This window comes from Bradyrhizobium sp. BWA-3-5 (genome assembly GCF_032917985.1).
Taxonomy (GTDB): Bacteria; Pseudomonadota; Alphaproteobacteria; order Rhizobiales; family Xanthobacteraceae; genus Bradyrhizobium.
Map to the genome: position 1 here is coordinate 3,276,689 of NZ_CP136626.1, position 23,400 is coordinate 3,300,088.

A 23,400-nucleotide genomic window follows, 5' to 3' on the forward strand; every position below is an offset into this window, starting at 1 on the left:
GCGGAGCAACCGTGGGGCAAAAATGACTGGCACCGACATCCGCGAGCTCAGGGCCCGTATTATCGTGTTCGGGGTCGGCGGCGCTGGCGGCAATGCCGTCAACAACATGATCGCCTCCGGGCTCGAAGGCGTCGAGTTCATCGTCGCCAATACGGATGCGCAGGCGCTCACCAGTTCGCGGGCGGGGCGTGTCATCCAGATGGGCACGCAGGTGACCGGCGGTCTCGGCGCGGGTGCGCAGCCCGATGTAGGTCGCGCCGCGGCGGAAGAGACCATCGACGAGATCCGCGATCACCTGACCGGCGCGCACATGGTGTTCATCACGGCCGGCATGGGCGGCGGCACCGGCACGGGCGCCGCACCCGTCATCGCCAAGGCCGCGCGTGACCTCGGCATTCTCACCATCGGTGTCGTCACCAAGCCGTTCCAGTTCGAGGGCCAGCGCCGCATGCGCTATGCCGAAGCCGGCATTGCCGAGCTGTTGAAGGCGGTCGACACGCTGCTGATTATTCCGAACCAAAACCTGTTCCGTGTCGCCAATGAGAGGACGACCTTTGCCGACGCGTTTGCGATGGCCGACCAGGTGCTCTATTCCGGCGTCGCCTGCATCAGCGACCTCATCGTGAAGGAAGGCCTGATCAACCTCGATTTTGCCGATGTCCTCTCGGTCATGCGCGAGAAGGGCAAGGCGATGATGGGCAGGGGCGAGGCGTCCGGCGACAAGCGCGTGCTCAATGCCGCCATCGCCGCAATCTCCAACCCGCTGATCGAGAATCCCTCGATCAAGCGCGCCAGCGGCCTGATCGTCTCCATCACCGGCGGCCGCGACCTGACGCTGTTCGAGGTCGACGAGGCGGCGAGCCGTATTCGCGACGAGGCCGATCCGGATGCCAACATCATCGTCGGCGCGACCTTCGATGCCGACCTCGAAGGTGTTGTCCGCGTCTCGGTCGTGGCGACCGGCATCGACAATCTCGAGGCAGCCGGCGCGGCGCATCCGGGGGAGGGCATGCTTTCGGACCTCGCCGGCCGGCTGAGCCACGACCGGCGCCGCGTTGCCGATCGCGTGCCGCCGCCGTCGCCTCCCACGGCCCGCCACCTCGAAGCGCGAACGGCGGTCGCGGAACATCTGCGGCCGGCGCCGTCGCAACGCCTCGATTCATTCGGCCGCGCGGCGCCCGTGCGCACGCCTGTCGAGGAAAAGGTTCTCGATATCCCGTCCTTCCTCGGCCGCAAGTCCTCCTGACCGGCATCCGGCATCCGTTGTCGGCACGGCCACGGACCGGTAGCATCCATCCGCTTGACGGCGCCACAAGCGGGCTTCGCGCCCCGGCTGATGGAAGCAACCGACACATGGATGCTCGATCTTGAATTCGACAATTGAGGACGATCCCGCAGACGAGATAGCCGAGATCGAGGAGCGGCTCGAGCGGCTCGCCGAAGCCGCCGAGCGCTGCCGGAAGATCATTCTGGCGTCCAAGGCGGCGATCGGCGCGGGCATCGCGCTGCTGCTCGTGACGATATTCGGCCTGTTCGCCGGCAGTCAGACCACCGCGCTCGGCTCGATCGCGCTGGTGCTGGGTGGCATCGTTTCGCTCGGTTCGAACGTCAGCACATTGCAGCAGACGTTGGACGCGATCAGTGCCGCCGAGCTGCTGCGCGCTGACCTGATCGGCAGGATCGACCTTCGCGTCGTCGCCGACAGCCCGATGAAACTGATGTGAGCGGCGCCGGCTAGCCCAGGCGACCTTCGCTGGACGTTCGCTGGTCCTCTCCTGGACCCCGCCGCCAAGATCTATTGCCCAAAATCAGCCCCATACCAGCCCTGCTTTGGTCAAATCGGCGGTAGGAAGTGTGTCTGCAATCCGACGATCGCCCGTCCAGTTGACGGCAAAACTGGCAGGAGGCCAAATATGGATTCCTCGGCGACTATCAGCCCAACCGATCCTCGCGAAGTGAGTCCGGGACTGTCTACGCAAGACGCGGAGCTGGTCGCGCGCGCCGACCAACGGCTCGCGCATGCTTATGAACAGATCGCTCTCGCGGATGAGCAGCTCGCGCGTGTCAATGAACAGATTTCGAAGTTGGAGAACGAGGGCGCGCGGAAGAACAGCTCGCGCCGATCATCGCGAGGCAGGCCGGCGCTGCGCGGCTTTATCGGTCTGTTGCTGACAACGGGCATCTGTACCGCTGCGTTCGCCTGGCATTCCTATGGTGAGACGGTGAGGCCGATGATCGCGCAGTGGGCGCCGCAACTGGCCGCGGCTTCGTCGCTGCCTTTCGAAACACCGAAGCTCGCCGCCGATACGCCGCGTGTTGTTCAGGTCGCCGCTGTGGATGCGGCAATTTCGCAACTACCGTCCTCGGCTCAGACCGCAGCACAGGACGCGGGGAACCCGATTCCTCCCGAGACCACACAATTGCTTCAGACAATGGCTCACGATCTTGCAAACATGCGGCAGGAGATCGAGCAGCTCAAGGCTGGCCAGGAAGCATTGACCCGCGAAACGGCTGGGAATGCCCAGCAACTCAAGGAGACTCAGGAACAAACGGCGCGCGCGATTGCGGCTGTTTCCGAACAGAATCTGCGCCGGGCGTCCGTTGCTCCGCCGCTGCCGGCTGCAAACCCGGCGCGCAAGCCAGTGTCGGCGCTTGCGCCAACCGAAGCCAGGGCGCAAGCGCGCCCGCCGGTGAGATTGCAGCCCCGGCAACAATAGGCCTTATCGCCGCGCCGTAGGCCGAAGGCCAACGTTCTTGAGCCCGCAGCGATAGTGAATGCTGTTGATCTCGTATGGCGGACCGCATGATCGCGAAGATCTTGCCGCTGCTGCTGTCCATGGTTGCGGTCACGCAAGAAGTGGCCGCACAGGACGCTGAATGCGTCCGCGAACGCGCCGCCATGGTCGAAACCGTCAGCGCCTATGCCCGGTCACACGTCAACGCGCTGGGCCAGGACGGGTTATCAGAGAGAGTTCTTGAGGCCTTGCGGCGCACGAAACGCCATCTGTTTGTCGCGGAGCGGTCCTGCTCTACCGCATACGCCGACACGCCGCTTTCGATCGGCCATGGCCAGACCATATCGCAACCGTTCATCGTCGCCCTGATGACGGAGTTGGCCGGGGTCGCGCCAGATCACGTTGTGCTCGAGATTGGCACCGGTTCGGGCTATCAGGCCGCCGTCCTCGCACACCTGGCGCGGAAGGTCTGCACCATCGAGATCATCCCGTCGTTGGCCGAGGTTGCCGCGAAAACGCTCCGGGACGCCGGGTATGACAATGTGAGCGTCAGGCTCGGCGACGGCTTCGTCGGCTGGCCGGAATGCGGTCCTTTCGACGCCATCGTGGTGACCGCCGCACTTGGCGAGGTACCGCCGCCGCTGATCGAGCAGCTCAAGGTGGGTGGCCGGCTCGTCATGCCGGTGGGGGCCGCTTACGCCTCGCAGCACCTCACGGTCGTCGAAAAATCGGCGCCCGACAAGACGACGACGCGCGCCGTCGCCCTCGTGCGCTTTGTGCCCTTTACGCGTTCAAGGAAATAGGAGCCGGTTGGGCACATTGGGGGCGGAAGGCCGGGCGGCTGGTACCTTTGGGACATGACCGCCCATTTCGGAAATTGTGATCGCATGCAAACGACTGGCAGGAAGGCCTCCGGTATTTACATTGAGGGCGAGTGATCGAGGGAACGACACAATGTCGGCGGCGCCAGAAGTCGAATCCGCGGACGCGAACATCCGCGCACGCGCAATCAGTACCGTTGTGCTCGGCTTTGCGTCCGACCCGATGGCGCGCTGGGTTTGGCCTGATGCGTCCGAATACCTCAGAATAACGCCTCGGTTCTTCGACACCTTCGGCGGTCGGGCTTTCGAGCATGGCACAGCCTACGTCACGCCTGGGGTGCGTAGTGCCGCGTTGTGGCTGCCGCCAGGCATCGAGCCGGACCAGGCAGAAATGGACGCAATCATGCAGGAGTCCCTGCGCCCGGCGATATCAGAGGATATCACGGCCGTGGTGAAGGGAATGGCCGAACATCGTCCGTCCGAGCCGCATTGGTATCTGCCTCTTATCGCCGCCGATCCGAGCTGGATCGGGCAAGGGCTCGGCACGCTGCTGATGAAACACGCGCTTAGACGCTGCGACGAGGAGGGTATCGCGGCCTATCTCGAAAGCTCGAACCCGCGCAACATTTCCTTCTATGAACGCCTCGGCTTCAAGATCACCGGCCGAATCCAGAGCGGCTCTTCTCCGGTGCTGACGCCGATGCTGCGGCCGCCATCCTGAACGCTTAAGCTGATCCAAACCGAGCGCCACGGGTCTATTTTCCAGCTCTCGGAAAATTGCAGTTGCAAATGCTGTCCTCGCTGCGCCAATCTGTCCCGGCATTCTGTTATGGCAGAAGTCGGGCGATGCGGTACCCTTCTTGAAAAATCAAGGAGGAGACATGCCCTTAAAACTAAATCGCCGTCATTTCATTGCCGCCGGTTCAGCTGCCGTCGCGACGCCTTTCCTCGGCCGCGGGGCTTCCGCGCAAGGCGCGTGGCCGTCGCGCAATATCCGCATGGTCTGCAGCTATCCGGCGGGCGGGCAGACCGACCTGTTGGCGCGCGCATTCGGCGATTACATCGGCAAGCAGGTGGGGCAGACCGTCGTCATCGAAAACAAGGCAGGTGCTTCCGGCTCGATCGGCGCGGCGGAAGTTGCGCGCGCGGCACCGGACGGCCATACGATCCTGTGCTCGATCTCGGCCACCTATGTGATGAACCGCGTGATGATGAAGAATCCCGGTTACGACATGGACAAGGATCTGGCGCTCGTCAGCGTCATTCCAGGTGCCGGGCTCCTGCTGATTGCGAGCAAGGCGTCCGGCGTCAAGACGCTCGACGATTTCGTCGCGTTCGCGCGCAAGAAGGGCCAGGTGAATTTCGGCACCTACAGCGCCGGCTCGGCCCCGCACATCACGATCAACGAGCTCAACAAGCAATATGGTCTGAAGATCGAGCCGATCCATTACCGCGGCGAAGCGCCGATGTGGACGGGCCTGATGGACGGCACGCTCGATGTCGCGATGGGCAGCTTTACTGCGGCGCAGGCCGTGCTGCAGAGTAACAACGGCGTGGTGTTCGCGGTGCATTCGAAGAAGGTGGCTGCGATCCCCGACGTCAAGACGCTGCCCGAGCAGGGCGCGACATCGAAGTTCTTTACTCTTAGCGGCTTCACCGGCTGGGCGGTGCCGAAGGCCACCCCGCAGCCGATCGTTGACCGGCTCTCCGAGCTCTGCGTCGCCGCCAACAATGATCCGAAGGTGAAGGAGGTTCTCGCCACCTTCGTGCTGGAGCCGGCGCTCGGCACCAAGGAAAGCAATGCGCTGTACCAGCGCGAATTGTCCTCGTGGATCGAAAGCGCGCAGGCACTCGGGCTGGAACCGGTGTAGCGGGAAGTAGCGAGTAGCGTGAGGAAGGCGCAAGCGTGCCGACCCTTCTTAATTCGTGTCCCGGACGCTGCGCAGCGCCTCTTGGCCATGCGCCGCAGAGCCGGGACCCAGATGCAGCCTAGGTCCCGGCTCTGCGTCGCGTCAATTCGCGCCGCGCCGCGTCCGGGACACGAGTTGGGATCAAGCTCGGCCGACGGCGAACGCCTAGTAAGCAGGTTTGGTGAGAACGGAGTAAGTGGGTTCTTGCCGATCCCTCATTTCATCCCGGTACAACTCGCATAGAACGTCGTCGTCGCCGGCCAGTCGGAAAACATGCCGCGCACGCCGACCTGCTTGGCTAGCACATCCAGCACCGTCAGCGTGTCGCCGTCGCGGTCGATCGCGCTCCTGATCGGGCGGTGATAGAAGCCACCGCCCTGGTGCAGCGGGCCGTCGCGTTCGAGCGACCAGCCGATCAGGTCGAGGCCCGCCGCCTTCGCCGCCTTGGCGTATTCGGACGGCACGATCTCCTTGCTGGCGTTCAGCGTCAGCATCATCGGGATCGGCGGACCGAGGATCGCAACGCCCTGCGCCTTCAACTCCGCCATCGATGGTTTCCACGTCTCCGGCTTGCTCGGATCGAGGCCTTGCTTCTCGTAGCGCTCTTCGAGATAGACCGCCTGTTTGCCAAATTCCGGCTCGGTCTTCACCCAATAGAGCACGTCGGCGAGATCAAAGCTTTGCGCGAATACATTGTTAGGCGAAATGCCGGCCTTCTTGTAAGCCGCGATCATTTGGCTGGCATATTTCTCCTGCGTGTAGTCGCCGTCGAACGGCATCGGCACTTCCGGCGCCTTCAATTCCGGCGTGAATTTCGCGCCGATGCTCTTGATCAACGCGATGCTCTCGTCATGCGTCATCAGCGTGCCGGAATTGGCGTAGAGGTCGGTGCGCCAGCGCGGCGTTCCGTTCTGGTATTCCTCCGGCGTCTTCGCATCCGGATTGAAGCCGTCCATCTTGGCCGAGAGCCGGCGGAATTCGGCGAGCGTGATGTCGGAGGTGCAGCATTTTGCCGATGCCTTCTTGCCGGTGGCCGGATCGGCCGGGCTGAAGGGCTGGGCGCACTTGGCGGCAAGCTCCGGCACCGTCAGGATGTTGGTCGTGGTGTGCAGGTCGCATTGCGAGTGACGGCAGACCAGCTCGCGATCCCGGGTGAATGTGACGTCGCATTCGATGATGCCGGCGCCCATCCGGGCGGCCGCCACATAGGATTCCCTGGTATGTTCAGGGAATTCCAGCGCCGCGCCGCGGTGTCCGATGGAAAAGTCGGTCCTGCGAAATGGGCCGGTGCATTGCGCAAGCTCCGTCTTCAGCGGCCCGTCCCTCATCTTGTCGACGAGATAGAACGGCCGCGGTCCGATCTGCGGCTCGCGCGGCAGGGCAATGTCCTGCGCACTCGCAGGAATGGCCGCCGCCAGCAGGCAGAGCGCGGACAGGACGATGGAGCAAGGGCGGGCAAGCATAGGTGGCACCTCGGATAACGCGTTGCGCACGGTCTTGATATCACAGAGCATGTGACAGTTGTGAGTTGAGATTGCAGCGGTGCCGTAGGGTAGGCAAAGCGAAGCGTGCCCCACCACTCATCAACAACGGTGCAAGAAATGGTGGGCACGCTGCGCTTTGCCCACCCTACAAAAACTTCAAGGGAGAAACCAAATGTCTGCAGCCTTCTTCGTCGTCCGTGCGACGGTCCCAGACATTGCTGTGCGCGAGTCCTTCGACTTCTGGTATTCGCGCGAGCATCTGCCGGATGCGCTGAAATCGTTCGGCGCAGCAAAGGCGTGGCGTTACTGGAGTGCCAGCGACCCGTCGCAGCATGTGGCGATGTACCAGTTTCCCGACATGGCCGCGCTGGATCGTGCGATCGAAGGGCCGGAGACGAAGCGTCTGGTCGCCGACTTCAACCGGGACTGGCCCGATATCACGCGCACGCGGGATGTCCTCGTGTTGGCCGAGGAACTTGTCGCGTGATCCAGGTCGCTCGATCGTATTCAGTCGAGCGCATGCAGCAAGGATGGCGCGTCGCATCTGCACGTGATGCAGAAATGCGGCACTCACAACAAATGTCGGCTGCGCATGACCGGTGCACAAAGAATAGTTCGAATCGCCCCTGTTCGCAGCAAAGCTGAACGCGCAATTCAGCACGGGTTCATCTACATGGATCGAAACTCATCTTCTCTCGCACACAGCAGACGGAGGAGGAGATGTGATGGAACGCCGCCACTTTCTGAAACTCGCCTTTGGATTTGCCGCCGGTGGCGTCGCGCTTGCCGCGAGCGCGCAGGCCGCTCCTCTGATGCCGGCACCGCTCGCCGACGATGCCAAGCTCCCCGCCGACAAGGATATTCAATCCGCCGTCACAAGCGGTGAGGAGGTCGAGCAGCTCACGGCCGAGGAAGTGCGCTGGGGCCGCGGCCGTCATCGCGGCTGGGGGCGCCGTCATTGGGGCTGGCGTCGCCGGCATTGGCGTCGTCGCCGCTATTGGGGTTGGCGCCGCCGCCGTTACTGGGGCTGGCACCGCCGCCGCCGTCGCTGGCGCCGCCGGTACTGGCGCCGTCGTTACTACTGGTAAGGCACCGCCAGTGATCGTCATCGCAAAATAAGAAGCCCCGCGAAAGCGGGGCTTTTTGTCATTGCTTGAAAAGAAATCAGTAAACGCGGCAGCGTCCGTAGCGCCACACGGTGCCAGGGGGGCACACGCGGCCGGGCCGCACCACGACAACAGGAGCCGGCGCAACGACGACCGGGGCCGGCCGAACAATGACGGCCCGGCGATTGGGTTGGCAACCACCATAGGGGCCACGGTGCCAGCCGGGACCGCATCCACCGGCGGCTTCCGCCGCGCTGAAACTGGCAACGGTGCCCAGGGCCAAAACTGCTGCGAAAAGGTACTTCATGTTTTCTCCCGTTCTTGGCCGCGACGCGGCTCGGTGCGGAACCTAGTCACGAACGTCTGAATGGAACATGAATGTCGTGATTTGTCATCGGGCTTTGTCCTGAGGCGGCGGCGTCATCGGGCCGCGGCCAGAAACCCGAGCACCAGCTCGCGGTATCTGTCCGGCGCTTCCAGAAACACCAGATGGCCGGTATTCGGGATCACCTCGGCCCGGCCGTTCGCCATCCTGCCGGCGAGCGCGTTGGCGAGCTCGGCATTCTGGCCCATCTTTCCGCGCAACGCTTCCGGCGCACTGGCTCTTCCCGGTGCGTTGTGGTCGTCGGCGCCCATCACGAACAGCGTCGGCTGCGTGATCAGCGGGATCTCGTGCGCGACCGGCTCGCGGTAGATCATCTGTGCGGAGCTGACGAAGGCGCGCAGCCATCGCTTATATTCCGCGCTGCCTTTAATGTTGAACCGCGCGTCGATGAACGGCGTGACCTGCTCGGGCGGCAGCTTCAGCGCGTAATTGGCCTCGAGCTGTTTGCGGTAACCATTGGCGGTGAGCTTGTCTTCGTTCTCCATGATCTTCTCGGTCGGCGTCGGCGGCACGTAGAGCCGGTAATCTTCCAGCCCGATCGGGGCGGTCAGCACCAGATGGGCGATCCTGTCAGGATAGGCGCGCGCGATCCGCACGCCGAGCATGCCGCCGAGCGAATGCGCTACGATATCGGCCTTGGCGATCTGCAGATGATCGAGCAGGGCCATCGTATTCCGCGCCAGCGTATCGAAATGCAGATCGCCCTGCGGCTTCGAGGATTTGCCGAAGCCGATCTGGTCCGGCACCAGCACGCGATAGCCGGCCTCGCTCAACATTTTGATGACCGGCGCCCAGTAGCTCGACGGAAAATTGCGACCGTGCAGCAGCACCACGGTGCGCCCGTTGGGCTGCGCGGCGGTGATGTCCATATAGGCCATCCGCAGCTCTTCGCCGTCGTTCACCAGCGGCAGCAGGTGAACGGGGTATGGATAGGCAAAGCCTTCGAGCGCGATGCCGTACGGTTCGCGCGTCGCCGGCTCGGCCGCGTGCGCGCAGGAGAGGCCACCCACGATGAGGGAAAGGCAGACCATGATGACGCGCCGCATCGCAAGGCTCCATCTTTTGGGTCGGGCCTTATTGATGCGAGGGATGCGCGCGGTAAAGCCCGCGCGGCTTCACGTTTTGGCGAGAGCTCAGGATGAGGTCGGAGAGTGTGCCGGCATTCGCGTCATTTGACCTTCAGTGCGGCGCTGAAGTCGCCTTTCGTGTCCGTCGTATGCAGATGCTTCAGACCGCCATTGTCGTCGATCAGGTAATAGTGATTGCCGTTGATGCCTTCCTCATTGCGCATGCCGCGGAAGACGATGAGGCGGCTGTCGGCGCGGCTGACCACGGGCTTGAACGCCTCGGATACGTTGCCCCAATCGGATACGACGAAGTGCTGCGTGATCCGGCCGGTGCGGACGTCGAGGAATGTCGGGGCCTGGCACTCGGTGCCGCAGGGCAGAATCACGACGATGAAGCGCCCGCCGGCATTGATCTTGTCGTCTTCCATCGCGCCGCGATAGGTCTCGCTGCGGTCACGCCAGAATTCATGGTCAAGCCGCGGCTTGGCGCGCTTGCCCTTATAGACCGTCACCTTGTGGTCGCTGAATTTCGGCAGCTCCTCCGCTGGCGCGGGCTGGGCGTAGCATGCGACCAGCATCGCGGCGGCGAGGGTTCGAAAAAGCAAACGGTTCATGAAAATCTCGTCGGAAGTGCAAACACCGGTTTGGTCTTTGCTTCCGCCGGAAAAGTTCAAGAATGCTGCAGCGGCAAGGGCGCAGATGTGCGGTCTTTGGTCGCGATGCAGGGCGCGGCAGAACGTCCTATGTTAGCTATACGATGACACACATTCTCGACATCGATCCGCGCATTGCGCGCCGCTGCTTGCACGCCGGACGCCTCCAAGCAGGAGCTTAGCCGGACGGTAGCTTTTGCCGTCCGGATACCTCTCTCGTTCATCAACCGATTTGATGTGTGGCTCCCGTGAGGAAAACCCAAACAAGGAGGCATGTCGTGAGCAATCCCTCTATTCCGGATGTCACCCTTCCGGCGTCAGATCATCGCCGCTTGGAACAGCTTGCGCGGGTCGGCGCCGACCAAGGCGATAACGATGCACGTTTTCTGTTGAGTGAAATCAACCGTGCGGAAATCGTCCCCGATCACGCAGCCAGATTGAACAGCATTGTCACTATGGGTTCATGGGTGACGTTTTGGGTGAGTTGGGGCTTCCCGCCCGCGACGAGGCGACTGGTGTACCCCGAAGACTACACGTCCGAAAGAACCCAAATTCCCGTGATGTCGCCGTTAGGCGCAGCGCTGGTGGGCCTGAAGGTCGGAAGCGATATCCCGTTCTTCACCGCAGGGCGCACCAACCTCGTCAGGGTCGAACGCGTCAGTCGAGGTGGTCCGAACGATGTTGTCAGGGCTCTGGTTTGCAACCCGATGGTCAAGGGCAAAAAGCCCTTTCATGACGATGATCCGGGGCCATCAGCAGCTTAGGAAAGGAGAGAAGGCGATGAATAATATTGATCACAAGCGTAAACCTGAAACCGTATTGCCGCCCATCACGGTGGTGGAGGATGAGGCCAGGCGCCTGAACGCCCTGGCCAGTTCGAGCGCGGTGCTTTTCCCGCGGGTGGCCCATTTCCTTGCACAGGAGATGGAGCGTGCAAGCGTGGTGGCGGACAATTCCGATTTGCGTGACGTGGTGCGCATGGGCTCGCAGGTCCGGTACAGCGATGACAAGACCGGTGAAGTCCGTGACGTTGTGTTGGTGTATCCGCACGAAGCAGACATAACGTTAAAGCGCGTTTCGGTTCTTACGCCGGTTGGAGCTGCGTTGATCGGTCTATCGGTTGGCCAGGCGATCGAGTTTCACACGCCGGGCCACAACAAGCGGTCTTTGACGGTATTGGGCGTGTCCAACTGAAGGGGCCGATTTCGGGCGCCGTGTTCGTTATGCCGGCTCGCTCCCGAACAGCGCAGCAAAGCGCTTTTCGCCGGTGCGGGTGAAGTTGACGACACGGCTGCCCGGCGTGGTATCGCGCGCCGCCCAGTTCAGTTCGGTGAAGCGGTTCATCACGGCGGCGCCGAGCGTGCCGGCGAGATGGTGCCGCCGCTCGCTCCAATCCAGGCAAGCCTTGCACACCGGACGGCGCGGATGCGCCAGCGCATCGGTATCGATCTGCAGCGCCTCGGCCATGAAGCGCCGGCCTTCGCCGGTCAGCTCGATCGCCTGCTTGGTCTGCCGGACCAGTTTCTGCCGCCGCAAACTGTCGAGCATCTGCACGCCGAGGTCGCCGGCGAGATGATCGTAGCAGATCCGCGCTCGCCGCAGCGCCGGCTCCTTCGGCCCGGTGCGCACACGGGTATGGCCCGCCCGCTCGGCAAGACCCGCAAGGCCCTCGAGCACATGCGCGACGTCGGGGCCGGTGAGGCGGTAGTAGCGGTGCCGGCCCTGCTTCTCCGGCTCGATCAGCCCGCCGGCCTCGAGCTTGGATAGGTGCGAACTGGCGGTCTGCGGCGTGATGCCGGCCTGCTGCGCCAGCTCGCTGGCCGTCAACGCACGGCCTGTCATCAACGCGGTCAGCATGTTGGCGCGCGCGGGATCGCCGACCAGCGAAGCGACCACGGCAATGTCAGGGCCTGCTTTCATAGTTCGATGATAGCCGAAGCATCGAGGTAAGGCAAGCGGGTATTCTCTGGGTCGAAGCACAGGCGCCGTCATTGCGAGCGCAGCGAAGCAATCCATGCCGCGGCAAGCGGAGGAATGGATTGCTTCCTCGCTTCGCTCCTCGCAATGACGGCCTCAAGCATCGGAGCCCTACAATGACCGTCACCGTCTTCATCCGCTACCAACTCGATCCCTTCAAGCGCGCGCTGTTCGAGCAGTACTCGAAGAACTGGCTCACCATCATCCCGAAATGCGGCGGCGATCTCCTCGGCTACTGGATGCCGCATGAGGGCACCAACAACATCGCGTTCGCCCTGATCTCGTTCGACAGCCTCGCGGCCTATGAGGCCTACCGGGCGCGGCTTCGCGCCGACAGCGATGGCATGGCCAACTTCAATTTCGCCGAGGAACACAAGTTCATTCTGGCCGAGGAGCGGACATTCCTGCGCAAGGTCGTGACGTGACGTCTGGCAGAGCAGGCGCAGCGTTCCTATCTACGCGGCGCCAACGAACAACAGAGGGGAGCTATCAATGCTGACAACTGCTGACAAACGCGCCGCATTCAAGAAGCTGCATGAGAGCGGGTGCTTCATCATCCCCAATCCCTTCGATGTCGGCAGCGCAAAGGCCCTGCAGCATCTCGGCTTCAAGGCGCTGGCCTCGACCAGCGCCGGCTTTGCCTGGACGCTAGGCAAGGCCGACAACCGCGTCACCGTCGACGACGTCTGCAATCACCTCGCAGCGATCTCTGCGGCGGTCGATATCCCCGTCAATGCCGACTTTGAGGACGGCTTTGCGCATGAGCCCGAAAAAGTCGGCGTCAATGTCGCGCGTGCGGTGAAGACCGGCGTCGCCGGCCTATCGATCGAGGACTATACGGGGGATGCCGCCAAGCCGCTGTTCGATCGCGCGCTGGCATTCGAGCGTATCCGCGCGGCGCGCCAGGCGATCGATGCCGACAATAGCGGCGTCCTGCTCACCGGCCGCTGTGAGGCATTTTTGCGCGGGCAGAAGGACCTCAAGCTCGTCATCGACCGGCTCACGGCTTACGCCGAGGCCGGCGCCGATTGCCTCTATGCGCCGGGGATCGCAACCGCTGAAGAGATTTCGGCCGTCGTGAAGGCAGTGCACCCGAAGCCCGTCAACCTCCTGGTCGGCGCGGCCGGCCCGCCGCTGAAGGCAGCCTCCGATCTCGGCGTGCGCCGCATCAGCGTCGGCGGCGCGCTGGCGCGGATGGCTTGGGCCGGCTTCATGAAGGCGTCAAAGGAGATGGCGGAAAAGGGGACGTTTGGCGAGTTCGCCAATGGCTATCCCGGCGGCGAACTCAACAAGATGTTTGGCTAGGCGAACACGGATCGAAAAAGCAGCGGGCTGGTTAGCCCGCTGCTGCTCGTGTTTTGAAAGATCAACTCTTACTGCTTGGCGCGATCGACCTCGGTGCCCGTCGGGTTCGGCGAAGCCGGCGTCGGACGATTGGTCGCGGCGCCCGTGGTCGTTCCCGGCTCGGTGTTGGCCTTCGGCGTTACGTCACGCATGCCGGGAGGTGCGGCCGGATTGGCCGGCGTGGTCTGCGCGGTCTGATTCGGCGGCGCGGTGCCGGCCTGGTTCACGGTGGTGTTGTTGAGGCCATAGAACAGCGCGCCGAGCACGACGGCGATGGCAACGGCAAACATCGCGACCTTCGCGCCGGAGGGCGCCCCTTCGCCGAGCGCGGGATCGGGCTGTAACTCATTATCGAGGCTGTTGAGCTGGGCCTGACGGCGGATTTCTTCATCACTCAGGCCGGTACGGTAGGGATCGTTCGGGTTGGGTTGGTATGCCATGAATGGGTTCCTCCGTTAGCAGCATCCGAAAGCTAAGTATTGGCGCGCGGGGATGTTCCGCGCCAAAGTTGCAACCCCGTAATGTTGGAACCTGTGATTCCGCTGCGGTTCCGAATGTAAGGTTGCCATGTGGACCCTGCCGCCCGGCGATACGATACTGAACCTGCTCACTTACGTGGCGCTGACGGCGCAGGCGATGACGGCCGCGCTCGCTGCGGTAAGCGCAGCATGGATTGGGCGGGCGTCTGCATGCTCGGCTGCATCACCGCGCTCGGCGGCGGCACCATCCGCGATGTGCTGCTCGGGCACTATCCGCTGGTCTGGGTGCAGAACCCGCTCTATCTCGCGCTGACCGCGCTCGCGGCCTTCGTCACCATTTTGATTGCGCGGCAGGTGCATCGGCTCGCCACCTCGTTCCTGGTGCTCGATGCGATCGGGCTCGTTGTCTTCACGATGGCCGGCTGCGACGTCGCCTGGCAGATGAACGCCTCGCTGCCGATCGTGATCGTCGCCGGCATGATCACCGGCTGCGCGGGCGGCGTGCTGCGCGACATCCTCTGCAACGACGTACCGCTGTTGTTTCGGTCGGAGCTCTATGCCAGCGTCTCCGTTGTGACCGGGCTGTTCTATGCCACCGCGTTCGGGCTCAAGCTCAACGATCACCTCTGGACCGCGCTGACCTTTGCGCTGGGCCTGACGCTCCGCCTGCTGGCGATCCGCTACAAATGGGAAATGCCGAAATTCATCTTTACGGAGGATCAGCGGTGAGGCCGTGGCGAAGCTACTTCGCGCGTCGCGCCTTCGCGACCTGATCCGCCGTCACCAGCGGCGCGGCATTGCCCCAGGCATTGCGGATGTAGTTGGTCACGTCAGCGATCTCCTGATCCGTCATCTTCGCCGCATAGGCCGGCATCGAGCCCTTGTTGGGCGCGCGCGGCGTCGTCACAGTCTCGGCGCCGTCGAGAATGATGCGCAGCGTGCTCGACGCATCTGATGACTGCAGATTGGCGTTGCCGGGCAGCGGCGGGTAGATCCGTGGCGCGCCCGAGCCGTCCTCCTCATGGCAGGCGACGCAGGCGCCGTTGTAGAGTTTTTGGCCGGCGGCCATCTGCGCCGGCGAGGGCGGAGTGGTCGTCGGCTCCGGCACACCGGCCGGCAGGCTTTTCAGATACACCGCGATGGAGCGGAGATCCGCTTCGCTCATTTTCGACGTCGAGTTGACCACGACTTCCGACATCAATTGGCCGGCATGGCTTTTCGCGTTGCGTCCGCTCTGCAGATATTCGGTGATGTCGTCCACGTTCCAGCTCTTCAGGCCGCTACGCTCGGCGCCGTCCAGCCGCGGCGCGAACATGCCTTGCACGATGCCGCCAGCCAACCTCTGGCTGCGGCCGCGCCGGTCGGCGCCGAACATGTTTTTCGGCGTATGGCAGGCGCCGCAATGCGCGACGCCCTCGACCAGATAGCGGCCTCTGTTCCACCCCGCGCTCTTGGTCTGGTCCGGCATCAAAATGCCCGGCTTGAAGAACAGCCAATTCCAGCCGCGCATGACAAAGCGGTAGTTGAACGGAAAGCGCAGCTCCGGAGGGCGCGGCGGATTGTTCACCGGCGTCAGTGTCGCGAGGTAGGCGCGGATCGCGAAAATGTCCTGCCGCGTCAGCTTCGAAAAATTCGGGTACGGAAAGGCCGGGTAATAGCGCGAGCCGTCGCGTGCGACGCCGAAACGAAGCGCGCGGTAGAAATCGTCGTCGCTCCACGCGCCGAGCCCGGTCTCGCGATCCGGCGTCAGGTTGGGGGCATAGATGCCGCCGAACGGCGTATCGATCCGCTTTCCCCCGGCAAACGGCCGCGCCGGATCGGCGGTGTGGCAGCTTGCACAGTTGCCGGCCACCGTCAGCGCCTTGCCGCGCGCGATGTCCTCGGTGGTCGGTTCGGCCGGCGACTCGACCCTGGACTGGGCATGGCCGCCAGCGACCGCGAACGCAGTGCACAAAAATACGCCCGCGAGAATCGTCCGCATGAATCCCTGCACCATCTGGCTCCCGGGGCGTTATAGCGCGAAGACGAGCGGGGAGGGACGTCATGCCGTTTCGCGCCGGGGCTCCCGGACGACACAAACCGAAATGCCCTGCCGTTATTCCCGGCACGAAATTGCGATCTTTCAAACCATGGCTTTGGCGGCGAGATTTATGCTGCGCGCACGGAAAATTCCGACATAGACTGGTTCTAACAAGCAGAGATGACTAGCTAAAAAGCAGTCGTCGCGATCAAGGCTCAAGGCCAAAGAGGGCTGCAATGGGAATCAACCAGGGTCCGATCAGTCTCGATCAGAAATATACCCAAGGGACCGGCCACATCTTTCTGACCGGCATCCAGGCGCTGGTCCGCCTGCCGATGGCGCAGATCCGCCGCGACCGCGCGATGGGCCTGAATACCGCCGGTTTCATTTCCGGCTACCGCGGCTCGCCGCTCGGCGGCTACGACCAGCAGCTGTTTGCCGCGCGAAAGCATCTCGAGCAGTACAACATCAAGTTCCAGCCCGGTGTGAACGAGGACCTCGCGGCGACCGCCGTCTGGGGCTCGCAGCAGCTCAATCTCTCGCCCGGCGCCAAGCACGATGGCGTGGTCGGCATCTGGTACGGCAAGGGCCCCGGCGTCGACCGTTGCGGCGACGTCTTCCGCCATGGCAACACAGCGGGCTCCGCGAAAAACGGCGGCGTGCTCTGCCTTGCCGGCGACGACCATGGCGCAAAATCTTCCACCGTCCCGCACCAATCCGACCACGCCTTCATCTCTGCGCTGATGCCTTATCTCTATCCCTCCAGCATCCATGAGATGATCGAGATGGGTCTTCTGGGTATCGCGATGTCGCGCTACTCCGGCTGTTGGGTCGGCATGAAGGTGATCACCGAGACGGTGGAGACCACCGCCGAGATCGACCTCACCGACGAGATGAAGCCTTTCATCATTCCGTCCGATTTCGAGATGCCGCCGGGCGGCCTCAACCTGCGCTGGCCTGATGACCGCTTCGCCCAGGATTTGCGCCTGCAGGACTACAAGGGCTACGCCGCGATCGCCTTTGCCCGCGCCAACAAGATCAATCGCATCACCATGGATTCGCCGAACGCCCGTTACGGCATCATGGCCTCCGGCAAGAGCTACGAGGACATCCGCCAGGCGCTGCGCGAGCTCGGGATCACCGAGGAGATCGCCGCCAAGATCGGGCTCAGACTCTACAAGATCGGCATGCCCTGGCCGCTGGAGCCGGAAGGCGTGCGCAACTTTGCGGTCGGCCTCGAAGAAATCTTCATCATCGAGGAGCGCCGCGAGATCGTCGAGAACCAGGTCAAGCAGGAGCTGTTCAACTGGCGCGACGACGTGCGCCCGCGCATCGTCGGCAAGATGGACGATCACGACAAGCGCTTCCTCACCTTTGCCGCCGAGCTCAGCGTCGCCTCGCTCGCAAGCTCGCTGACGGAACGTCTGCTTCGACTTAATCTCAATCCCGAAATCGCCGCGATGCTCCGCGCCAAGGCCGACTGGTTCAATGGCCGACAGGCGACCCAGATGCAGGCGGTCGCGCCCGTCACCCGCACCCCGTATTTCTGCTCGGGCTGTCCGCACAACACCTCGACAAAAGTGCCGGAAGGCAGCCGCGCCTTTGCCGGCATCGGCTGCCATTTCATGGCGCTGTGGATGGACCGCAACACCGAGACCTACACCCATATGGGAGGCGAGGGTGTGCCGTGGGTCGGCGTCGCCCCCTTCACCAAGGAAGAGCACGTCTTCGCCAATCTCGGCGACGGTACCTACTTCCACTCGGGCAGCCTCGCGATCCGTCAGGCGATCGCCTCGGGTGCCAACATCACCTACAAGATCCTCTATAACGACGCGACCGCGATGACCGGCGGTCAGCATGTCGACGGCGAGTTGTCGCCGCAGCAGATCACCTTCCAGCTCCATTCCGAAGGCATCCGCAACATCTATCTCGTCTCCGAGAATCCGCACCTTTATCCGGCGTCCGATATCGCCCCCGGCGTCATCACGCGCCATCGCGACGAACTCGACGCGGTGATGAAGGAATGTCGCGCGATCAAGGGCACCTCGGCGATCGTTTTCGTGCAGACCTGCGCCGCCGAAAAGCGCCGCCGCCGCAAGCGCGGGCTGATGGAAGACCCCGCGCGCCGCGTCATGATCAATCCGGCCGTCTGCGAAGGCTGCGGCGATTGCTCGGTGCAGTCGAACTGCATTTCGGTCGAGCCGCTGGAAACGGAGCTGGGCCGTAAGCGCACCATCAACCAGTCGACCTGCAACAAGGACTATTCCTGCCTCAAGGGCTTTTGCCCGTCCTTCGTCACCATCGATGGCGGCAAGCCGCGCCGCCGCGCACCCGCAGGCCTCGGCGATATCGGCGACCTGCCGGAGCCGGCCTCGTTCCCGCCGCTGGATCGGCCCTACAATATCGCGGTCGGCGGCGTCGGCGGCACCGGCGTCCTGACCATCGGCGCGCTGCTCGGCATGGCCGCCCATATCGAGGGCAAGGCCAGCATGATCCTCGACATGTCGGGCCTCGCACAAAAGGGCGGGGCGGTACTCAGCCATGTCAGGCTTTCCGAACACACCGCTGATGTCACCTGTTCGCGCATCGTCACCGGCACCGCCGATCTCGTGATGGCGGCCGACGAGGTAGTGGCGGTATCGAAGGACATGGTGACGCTGTGCGAGTCCAACCGCACCGTGGGCATCATCAACAGCCATGTCATCCCGACCGCGGATTTCATCCTCAACCGCGATTTCAATTTCCAGACCCGCAAGCTCAACTCGGTGCTGGAGACCGAGCTGCGCAAGGATTCGTCCTTCTTCGATTTCACCACGCCGGCCGAAGCATTGTTAGGGGACTCCATTGCCACCAACATCATGATGCTCGGCTACGCCTATCAGCGCGGCCTGCTGCCGCTGTCGGCCAAGGCGATCGAGCAGGCGATCGAGGTCAACGGCGTCTCCATCAAGATGAACACGCAGGCCTTCCAGCTCGGCCGGTTAGCTGCCGCCGATCCGGCGCGGTTCAAGGAGATGATGAAGGACCACGACGCCGTCGTTCCCGCGAAAACGCTGGACGCGATGACGCTCGACGAGATCATCACGCATCGGATGGGCCTGCTGACGGACTACCAAAGCGCGCGATTGGCCAAGCGCTACCGCAAGCTGGTTGACCGGGTACGTAATGCCGCCACCGACGGTGGCTACGGCGAGGCACTGCCGCGCGCGGTCGCCATCAACTACGCCAAGCTTCTCGCCTACAAGGACGAGTACGAAGTCGCGCGTCTCTTCACCGACGGAAAGTTCGAACAGCAGCTCCGCGACCAGTTCGAAGGGGACTTCAAGTTCAGCTTCAATCTGGCCCCGCCGATCCTCGGCGGCGCCAAGGATGCACTGGGACGTCCGAAGAAGCGCGCCTTCGGCGCGTGGATGATGCCCGTGTTCCGGACGCTGGCGAGACTGCGCGTCCTGCGCGGCACCCCGCTCGACATTTTTGGCTACTCGGCCGACCGCAAGCTCGAGCGTGAGCTGATCACGGCTTACGAAAAGGACGTCGACACTGCCCTCGGCCTGCTGTCGCCCATTACGCACGACACCGCCGTCGAGTTGTTGTCCTTGCCGGACCGGATCAGAGGCTACGGCCCGGTGAAGGAAAAGGCTGTCGAGGACGCGAAAGTACGCCACGCTCAGCTCACCGCCGATCTCGCCAGCCCACCGCCTGCACCAAGGCAGTTGGCGGCGGAATAGCTCCCGTGTCCCGGACGCGCTGCAGCGCCTAAGCGCCGCAGAGCTGGGACCCATCTCGCCGCCTGCATGGACCCCGGCTCAGCAGCGCAGCTCGCGCCCGCTGCGTCCGGGGCCCGAGAACCTGGCGATCAAAACCTTATCTCCAAGAGGATAGGCAAAGAAACGCAAGCGACGTACCCACGCTCTATCATCGAGCGCGCCGCGTGAGGTAGGCACGCTTTTGCCCACACTACAGCACCTATGATCTTGGCTGCGATTGCCGGTCGTCGGGCAAATCACTTCTGTTTTTCAGAAGTCGTGTCAAGTCGAAAATTTCGGAGAATCAGAAATGTTCCGCTTCCGTTTTCCCCCAAATCAGCGGCATATTCCGTCCGTCTCACCGCGAAATGAGGGGCGTTGGCCATCGTCACTGACGCGCGGCGAGATGCGATGGACGCCGATGTCACGACGGACGAGTGTGGCTGAGGCGTACGGTGAAGTCGTGTGGTTCTGGCGTCGTGGTGCTGACGCTAAGTCCTCAAGGGGCGAAAGCGTCTTGCGGGCGACGGAGGCAAAAGAGCCGTTCTCCGGGGAGAGCACGAAGTAAGCCGTAAAGCCATTGCGCAGGGAAGGCCGGGATGCTTCCGCCGAACCTGTATGCTCGTGTGCATCTCTTGCTATGCGCAAACAGCACACGAGACCGCGGGTGCGGCGCGCACCCGGTCTTCCCTGCGCCCTCATTTCGATGCGGGGCAAATGAGATGCAAACCTCGGGCAGTTCATGTCGCGAGAATGCCGCCTCACATTCACCTGTCATCGTCCGCGAAGGCGGGGATCCAGTATTCCAGATACGCCAGTGACTGAACCGATAAGCCGCGGCGTACTGGATCCCCGCCGGAGCCTGTCATCGGGCGCGCGTTCGCGCGACCCGGTGGCGGGGATGACAGGCGTGTTTTGGCGCTCTCAGTGCGCGACCCAACTTGAGTCCAGGCGCTACCGTCTCGCCCTGCGGAATATCATGGCGCTTGCCAAGGCCGGTCTGACAGGCCAGAAAAAACTACGAAGAAGAAACGCCAGCGGAGATCGACTTGACTATCAAGGGCAAAGCCTACATCGCCGGGATCTATGAGCATCCCACCCGGCACGCACCCGATAAATCCACCGCACAGCTCCATGCCGAGGTCGCCAAGGGCGCGATCGAGGATGCCGGCCTGACCAAGGACGACATCGACGGCTATTTCCTCGCCGGCGACGCGCCGGGCGGGCTGTGGCCGATGGTCGATTATCTCGGCCTCAACACCAAGAAGCTGCGCCACGTCGATTCCACCGAGACCGGCGGCTGTTCCTATCTGATCCATCTCGGCCACGCCGCCGAGGCGATCGCCGCCGGCAAATGCTCGGTGGCGCTGGTGACGCTCGCTGGCAAGCCGCGCACCGGCCCGATGCCGGCCCGCGCGGCCGGTGCGGAGGCCGATTTCGAGGCGGCGTACGGGGCGACCACCCACAACGCCTACGGCATGTGTGCCATGCGCCACATGCACGACTACGGCACCACCAGCGAGCAGCTCGCCTGGATCAAGGTCGCGGCGTCCCATCACGCGCAATACAATCCACATGCGATGCTGAAGGAGGTCGTCACCGTTGAGGACGTCATCAACTCGCCGATGATCTCCGATCCCTTGCACCGGATGGATTGCTGCGTCGTCACCGACGGCGGCGGCGCGATGATCGTGACCACGCCGGAGATCGCCAAAAGCCTGAAGAAGCCGCTGGTGCGGCTGATCGGCCACGGCGAAGCGATGAAGGGTCCGCGCGGCGGCAAGGATCTCGACCTCACTTATTCCGCCGGCGTGTGGTCCGGCCCGCGCGCCTTCGAGGAAGCGGGCGTGACGCCGAAGGATATCAAGTACGCCTCGATCTATGACAGCTTCACCATCACGGTGCTGATGCAGCTCGAAGATCTCGGCTTCTGCAAGAAGGGCGAGGGTGGCAAGTTCGTCGCCGATGGCAATTTGATTTCCGGCGTCGGCAAGCTGCCGTTCAACACCGATGGCGGCGGCCTCTGCAGCAATCACCCGGTCAACCGCGGCGGCATGACCAAGATTCTTGAAGCCGTCCGGCAATTGCGCGGCGAAGCGCATCCGAAAGTGCAGGTGCCAAATTGCGATCTCGCTATCGCCCATGGCACCGGCGGACTCCTTGGCGTGCGTCACGCCGCCTCAACCTGCATTCTGGAGCGCGTGTGATGGCAGAAGCAAAGAAATATCCGGCGCCGGTGACCAATCCGGAAACCGCGCCATTCTGGGAAGCGGCCAAGGCCGGCAAGTTCATGATCAAGCGCTGCACCGCCTGCGGCGAGCGGCACTATTTCCCGCGCTCGATCTGCCCATTCTGCGCCTCCGACAAGACTGAGTGGGAGGAGGCGTCCGGCGAAGCGACGATCTACACCTACAGCCTGATGCGCAAATCGCCGACCGGTCCGTATGCGATTGCCTATGTCACGCTGAAGGAAGGCCCGTCGTTGCAGACCAACATCGTCGATTGCGATCTGGAGAAACTGAAGATCGGCCAGAAGGTGAAGCTGGTGTGGAAGCCGACCGACGGCGCACCGTTGCCGTTCTTCACGGCGGCGTAGGCTTTTTCCCTTCTCCCCTTGTGGGAGAAGGTGGCGCGAAGCGCCGGATGAGGGGTTCTATCCACGGAGTACAGCGTTTGCGGCGCGAACCCCTCACCCAAGCGAGTTTGCGGCACGGCCGGAGCCGCCCTCTCCCACAAGGGGAGAGGGCGCTGCAACGGGCACCGCGAAGAAGGTTCGGGAGAGAAACGAAATGCCGATCAACTACGAACAACTGATGGCCCTGAAAAATCTCGGCCAGAAATATGCCTATACCGATCGCGAGGTGATGCTGTATGCGTATGGCATCGGTATGGGCGCTGACCCCATGGACGAGAAGGAACTCGCTTTCGTCAACGAAGGCACCTTCACCCCGCGTCCGCTGAAGGTGGTGCCGACATTCGCGTCGGTGGCAGCCTGGGGCTCGAACCCCGGCGAGATGAATCTGAACCGCGTGATGGTAGTCGACGGCGAGCGCGACATCACCTTCCACAAGCCGCTGCCGGCCGCCGCGAAGATCACCGCCGATTCAACCGTGCTCGACGTATTCGACAAGGGCAAGGACAAGGGCGCCGTCATCCGGCACCAGACCGTGCTGAAGGATGAGAACGGCGACAAGCTGGCAACGCTCGTTGCCTCGCGCTTCGCCCGCGGCGACGGCGGGTTTGGCGGGCCTTCGGAAGGCCAGCCTGAACCGCACAAGGTGCCGGAGCGTGCGCCGGATAAGATCGTCGACATCACGACGCGGCCGGACCAGGCGCTGGTCTATCGCCTGTGCGGCGATCGCAACCCGCTGCACTCAGATCCCGAGTTCGCCAAGAAGGCCGGCTTTCCGCGGCCGATCCTGCACGGCATGTGCACCTACGGCATCACCTGTCGCGGCGTGCTGCAGACCTACGCCGACTACGATCCATCCGCCTTCAAACAGCACGTCGCGCGGTTCTCATCGCCGGTCTATCCCGGCGAGACTGTGACGATGGAATTGTGGAAGGACGGCAATGTCGTCTCGTTCGAAGCCAAGGTGAAGGCGAGGGGCGTGACGGTGATCAAGAGCGGCAAGACGGTGCTGGGCTAAATCTCGCGCCCCGGACGCAGCGC

General features: G+C 63.2%; 23 protein-coding genes and 1 pseudogene. 17 read left to right on the forward strand and 7 right to left on the reverse strand.

The features are described 5' to 3' along the window. Positions 1-22: 22 nt before the first annotated feature. From ftsZ to RX331_RS15720, 6 genes are all read left to right on the forward strand, one after another. Entirely contained in the window at positions 23-1,246 is a 1,224-nt protein-coding gene (gene ftsZ, locus RX331_RS15695) for a cell division protein FtsZ (protein ID WP_317257386.1), read from the forward strand. Positions 1,247-1,367: 121 nt separating this feature from the next. Further along, a complete protein-coding gene (locus RX331_RS15700) occupies positions 1,368-1,724 on the forward strand; it encodes a hypothetical protein (protein ID WP_317257387.1) in 357 nt (118 codons plus the stop codon). A gap of 189 nt (positions 1,725-1,913) precedes the next feature. Then, the gene (locus tag RX331_RS15705; RefSeq protein WP_317257388.1) at positions 1,914-2,717 is read left to right on the forward strand and encodes a hypothetical protein; all 804 of its coding nucleotides are present in this window, start codon (positions 1,914-1,916) and stop codon (positions 2,715-2,717) included. 86 nt (positions 2,718-2,803) lie between these two features. Then, positions 2,804-3,538 (forward strand): protein-L-isoaspartate(D-aspartate) O-methyltransferase, encoded by a 735-nt coding sequence (locus RX331_RS15710; RefSeq protein ID WP_317257389.1) that lies wholly within the window; start codon positions 2,804-2,806, stop codon positions 3,536-3,538. A 151-nt stretch (positions 3,539-3,689) separates the two neighbouring features. After that, a complete protein-coding gene (locus RX331_RS15715) occupies positions 3,690-4,277 on the forward strand; it encodes an N-acetyltransferase (protein ID WP_317257390.1) in 588 nt (195 codons plus the stop codon). Positions 4,278-4,437: 160 nt separating this feature from the next. After that, positions 4,438-5,427, forward strand: coding sequence for a tripartite tricarboxylate transporter substrate binding protein (locus RX331_RS15720; protein ID WP_317257391.1), 990 nt, complete (start codon positions 4,438-4,440; stop codon positions 5,425-5,427). 254 nt (positions 5,428-5,681) lie between these two features. On the opposite strand, the gene RX331_RS15725 is transcribed toward RX331_RS15720, so the two are convergent. After that, a complete protein-coding gene (locus tag RX331_RS15725; protein ID WP_317257392.1) occupies positions 5,682-6,929 on the reverse strand; it encodes a glycerophosphodiester phosphodiesterase family protein in 1,248 nt (415 codons plus the stop codon). 193 nt (positions 6,930-7,122) lie between these two features. Here RX331_RS15725 and RX331_RS15730 point away from each other — a divergent pair, with 193 nt between their 5' ends. Together RX331_RS15730 and RX331_RS15735 are read left to right on the forward strand one after the other, a co-directional pair. Beyond that, positions 7,123-7,437, forward strand: coding sequence for a hypothetical protein (locus RX331_RS15730; protein ID WP_317257393.1), 315 nt, complete (start codon positions 7,123-7,125; stop codon positions 7,435-7,437). Positions 7,438-7,675: 238 nt separating this feature from the next. Further along, positions 7,676-8,038 carry a twin-arginine translocation signal domain-containing protein gene (locus tag RX331_RS15735; protein WP_317257394.1) on the forward strand — a complete coding sequence of 121 codons (363 nt, stop codon included), beginning with the start codon at positions 7,676-7,678 and terminating at the stop codon, positions 8,036-8,038. 76 nt (positions 8,039-8,114) lie between these two features. On the opposite strand, the gene RX331_RS15740 is transcribed toward RX331_RS15735, so the two are convergent. The 3 genes from RX331_RS15740 to RX331_RS15750 form a co-directional block, all read right to left on the reverse strand. Next, positions 8,115-8,363: a GCG_CRPN prefix-to-repeats domain-containing protein gene (locus RX331_RS15740; RefSeq protein WP_317257395.1), complete on the reverse strand. Its 249-nt coding sequence runs from the start codon at positions 8,361-8,363 to the stop codon at positions 8,115-8,117. 113 nt (positions 8,364-8,476) lie between these two features. Next, a complete protein-coding gene (locus RX331_RS15745) occupies positions 8,477-9,487 on the reverse strand; it encodes an alpha/beta hydrolase (protein WP_317257396.1) in 1,011 nt (336 codons plus the stop codon). 122 nt (positions 9,488-9,609) lie between these two features. Then, on the reverse strand, positions 9,610-10,122 hold the full coding sequence (locus RX331_RS15750) for a hypothetical protein (protein WP_317257397.1): 513 nt from the start codon (positions 10,120-10,122) through the stop codon (positions 9,610-9,612). A 317-nt stretch (positions 10,123-10,439) separates the two neighbouring features. Here RX331_RS15750 and RX331_RS15755 point away from each other — a divergent pair, with 317 nt between their 5' ends. After that, the gene (locus RX331_RS15755) at positions 10,440-10,925 is read left to right on the forward strand and encodes a GreA/GreB family elongation factor (RefSeq protein WP_317257398.1); all 486 of its coding nucleotides are present in this window, start codon (positions 10,440-10,442) and stop codon (positions 10,923-10,925) included. A gap of 16 nt (positions 10,926-10,941) precedes the next feature. Further along, complete coding sequence (gene rnk / locus RX331_RS15760; protein ID WP_317257399.1) at positions 10,942-11,355, forward strand: nucleoside diphosphate kinase regulator; 414 nt, start codon at positions 10,942-10,944, stop codon at positions 11,353-11,355. Positions 11,356-11,382: 27 nt separating this feature from the next. On the opposite strand, the gene RX331_RS15765 is transcribed toward rnk, so the two are convergent. Next, entirely contained in the window at positions 11,383-12,081 is a 699-nt protein-coding gene (locus RX331_RS15765) for a metalloregulator ArsR/SmtB family transcription factor (RefSeq protein ID WP_317257400.1), read from the reverse strand. 173 nt (positions 12,082-12,254) lie between these two features. Between RX331_RS15765 and RX331_RS15770 the strand changes: the two genes are divergently transcribed. Then, complete coding sequence (locus RX331_RS15770; RefSeq protein ID WP_317257401.1) at positions 12,255-12,563, forward strand: NIPSNAP family protein; 309 nt, start codon at positions 12,255-12,257, stop codon at positions 12,561-12,563. 67 nt (positions 12,564-12,630) lie between these two features. Next, a complete protein-coding gene (locus RX331_RS15775) occupies positions 12,631-13,443 on the forward strand; it encodes an isocitrate lyase/phosphoenolpyruvate mutase family protein (protein ID WP_317257402.1) in 813 nt (270 codons plus the stop codon). Positions 13,444-13,511: 68 nt separating this feature from the next. Here the strand turns inward: RX331_RS15775 and RX331_RS15780 are convergent, their stop codons facing one another. Then, on the reverse strand, positions 13,512-13,922 hold the full coding sequence (locus tag RX331_RS15780) for a hypothetical protein (RefSeq protein ID WP_317257403.1): 411 nt from the start codon (positions 13,920-13,922) through the stop codon (positions 13,512-13,514). Positions 13,923-14,049: 127 nt separating this feature from the next. On the opposite strand from RX331_RS15780, the pseudogene RX331_RS15785 reads away from it, so the two are divergent. Next, positions 14,050-14,690, forward strand: a pseudogene (locus RX331_RS15785) (trimeric intracellular cation channel family protein). Between the two features lie 13 nt (positions 14,691-14,703). Here RX331_RS15785 and RX331_RS15790 read toward each other — a convergent pair. After that, a complete protein-coding gene (locus RX331_RS15790) occupies positions 14,704-15,942 on the reverse strand; it encodes a c-type cytochrome (protein WP_317257404.1) in 1,239 nt (412 codons plus the stop codon). A 275-nt stretch (positions 15,943-16,217) separates the two neighbouring features. On the opposite strand from RX331_RS15790, the gene RX331_RS15795 reads away from it, so the two are divergent. From RX331_RS15795 to RX331_RS15810, 4 genes are all read left to right on the forward strand, one after another. Then, a complete protein-coding gene (locus RX331_RS15795) occupies positions 16,218-19,709 on the forward strand; it encodes an indolepyruvate ferredoxin oxidoreductase family protein (protein WP_317257405.1) in 3,492 nt (1,163 codons plus the stop codon). Between the two features lie 1,067 nt (positions 19,710-20,776). Continuing rightward, positions 20,777-21,934, forward strand: a complete 1,158-nt coding sequence (locus RX331_RS15800; RefSeq protein WP_317257406.1) for a thiolase domain-containing protein — start codon at positions 20,777-20,779, stop codon at positions 21,932-21,934. Continuing rightward, positions 21,934-22,323, forward strand: coding sequence for a Zn-ribbon domain-containing OB-fold protein (locus RX331_RS15805; RefSeq protein ID WP_317257407.1), 390 nt, complete (start codon positions 21,934-21,936; stop codon positions 22,321-22,323). The genes RX331_RS15800 and RX331_RS15805 overlap by 1 nt, the downstream gene beginning before the upstream one ends. Positions 22,324-22,516: 193 nt before the next feature. Next, on the forward strand, positions 22,517-23,377 hold the full coding sequence (locus tag RX331_RS15810; protein WP_317257408.1) for a MaoC/PaaZ C-terminal domain-containing protein: 861 nt from the start codon (positions 22,517-22,519) through the stop codon (positions 23,375-23,377). The last annotated feature ends 23 nt before the right edge of the window (positions 23,378-23,400 follow it).

Bases quoted from the DNA above. Each gene is read 5' to 3' on its own strand.
- RX331_RS15720 (WP_317257391.1), top strand. From the start codon at position 4,438: ATGCCCTTAAAACTAAATCGCCGTCATTTCATTGCCGCCGGTTCAGCT.
- RX331_RS15810 (WP_317257408.1), top strand. From the start codon at position 22,517: ATGCCGATCAACTACGAACAACTGATGGCCCTGAAAAATCTCGGCCAG.
- RX331_RS15750 (WP_317257397.1), bottom strand. From the start codon at position 10,122: ATGAACCGTTTGCTTTTTCGAACCCTCGCCGCCGCGATGCTGGTCGCA.
- RX331_RS15805 (WP_317257407.1), top strand. From the start codon at position 21,934: ATGGCAGAAGCAAAGAAATATCCGGCGCCGGTGACCAATCCGGAAACC.
- RX331_RS15795 (WP_317257405.1), top strand. From the start codon at position 16,218: ATGGGAATCAACCAGGGTCCGATCAGTCTCGATCAGAAATATACCCAA.
- rnk (WP_317257399.1), top strand. From the start codon at position 10,942: ATGAATAATATTGATCACAAGCGTAAACCTGAAACCGTATTGCCGCCC.
- RX331_RS15780 (WP_317257403.1), bottom strand. From the start codon at position 13,922: ATGGCATACCAACCCAACCCGAACGATCCCTACCGTACCGGCCTGAGT.
- RX331_RS15775 (WP_317257402.1), top strand. From the start codon at position 12,631: ATGCTGACAACTGCTGACAAACGCGCCGCATTCAAGAAGCTGCATGAG.
- RX331_RS15745 (WP_317257396.1), bottom strand. From the start codon at position 9,487: ATGCGGCGCGTCATCATGGTCTGCCTTTCCCTCATCGTGGGTGGCCTC.
- RX331_RS15710 (WP_317257389.1), top strand. From the start codon at position 2,804: ATGATCGCGAAGATCTTGCCGCTGCTGCTGTCCATGGTTGCGGTCACG.
- RX331_RS15740 (WP_317257395.1), bottom strand. From the start codon at position 8,363: ATGAAGTACCTTTTCGCAGCAGTTTTGGCCCTGGGCACCGTTGCCAGT.
- RX331_RS15715 (WP_317257390.1), top strand. From the start codon at position 3,690: ATGTCGGCGGCGCCAGAAGTCGAATCCGCGGACGCGAACATCCGCGCA.
- RX331_RS15735 (WP_317257394.1), top strand. From the start codon at position 7,676: ATGGAACGCCGCCACTTTCTGAAACTCGCCTTTGGATTTGCCGCCGGT.
- RX331_RS15705 (WP_317257388.1), top strand. From the start codon at position 1,914: ATGGATTCCTCGGCGACTATCAGCCCAACCGATCCTCGCGAAGTGAGT.
- RX331_RS15790 (WP_317257404.1), bottom strand. From the start codon at position 15,942: ATGCGGACGATTCTCGCGGGCGTATTTTTGTGCACTGCGTTCGCGGTC.
- RX331_RS15765 (WP_317257400.1), bottom strand. From the start codon at position 12,081: ATGAAAGCAGGCCCTGACATTGCCGTGGTCGCTTCGCTGGTCGGCGAT.
- RX331_RS15770 (WP_317257401.1), top strand. From the start codon at position 12,255: ATGACCGTCACCGTCTTCATCCGCTACCAACTCGATCCCTTCAAGCGC.
- RX331_RS15730 (WP_317257393.1), top strand. From the start codon at position 7,123: ATGTCTGCAGCCTTCTTCGTCGTCCGTGCGACGGTCCCAGACATTGCT.
- RX331_RS15725 (WP_317257392.1), bottom strand. From the start codon at position 6,929: ATGCTTGCCCGCCCTTGCTCCATCGTCCTGTCCGCGCTCTGCCTGCTG.
- ftsZ (WP_317257386.1), top strand. From the start codon at position 23: ATGACTGGCACCGACATCCGCGAGCTCAGGGCCCGTATTATCGTGTTC.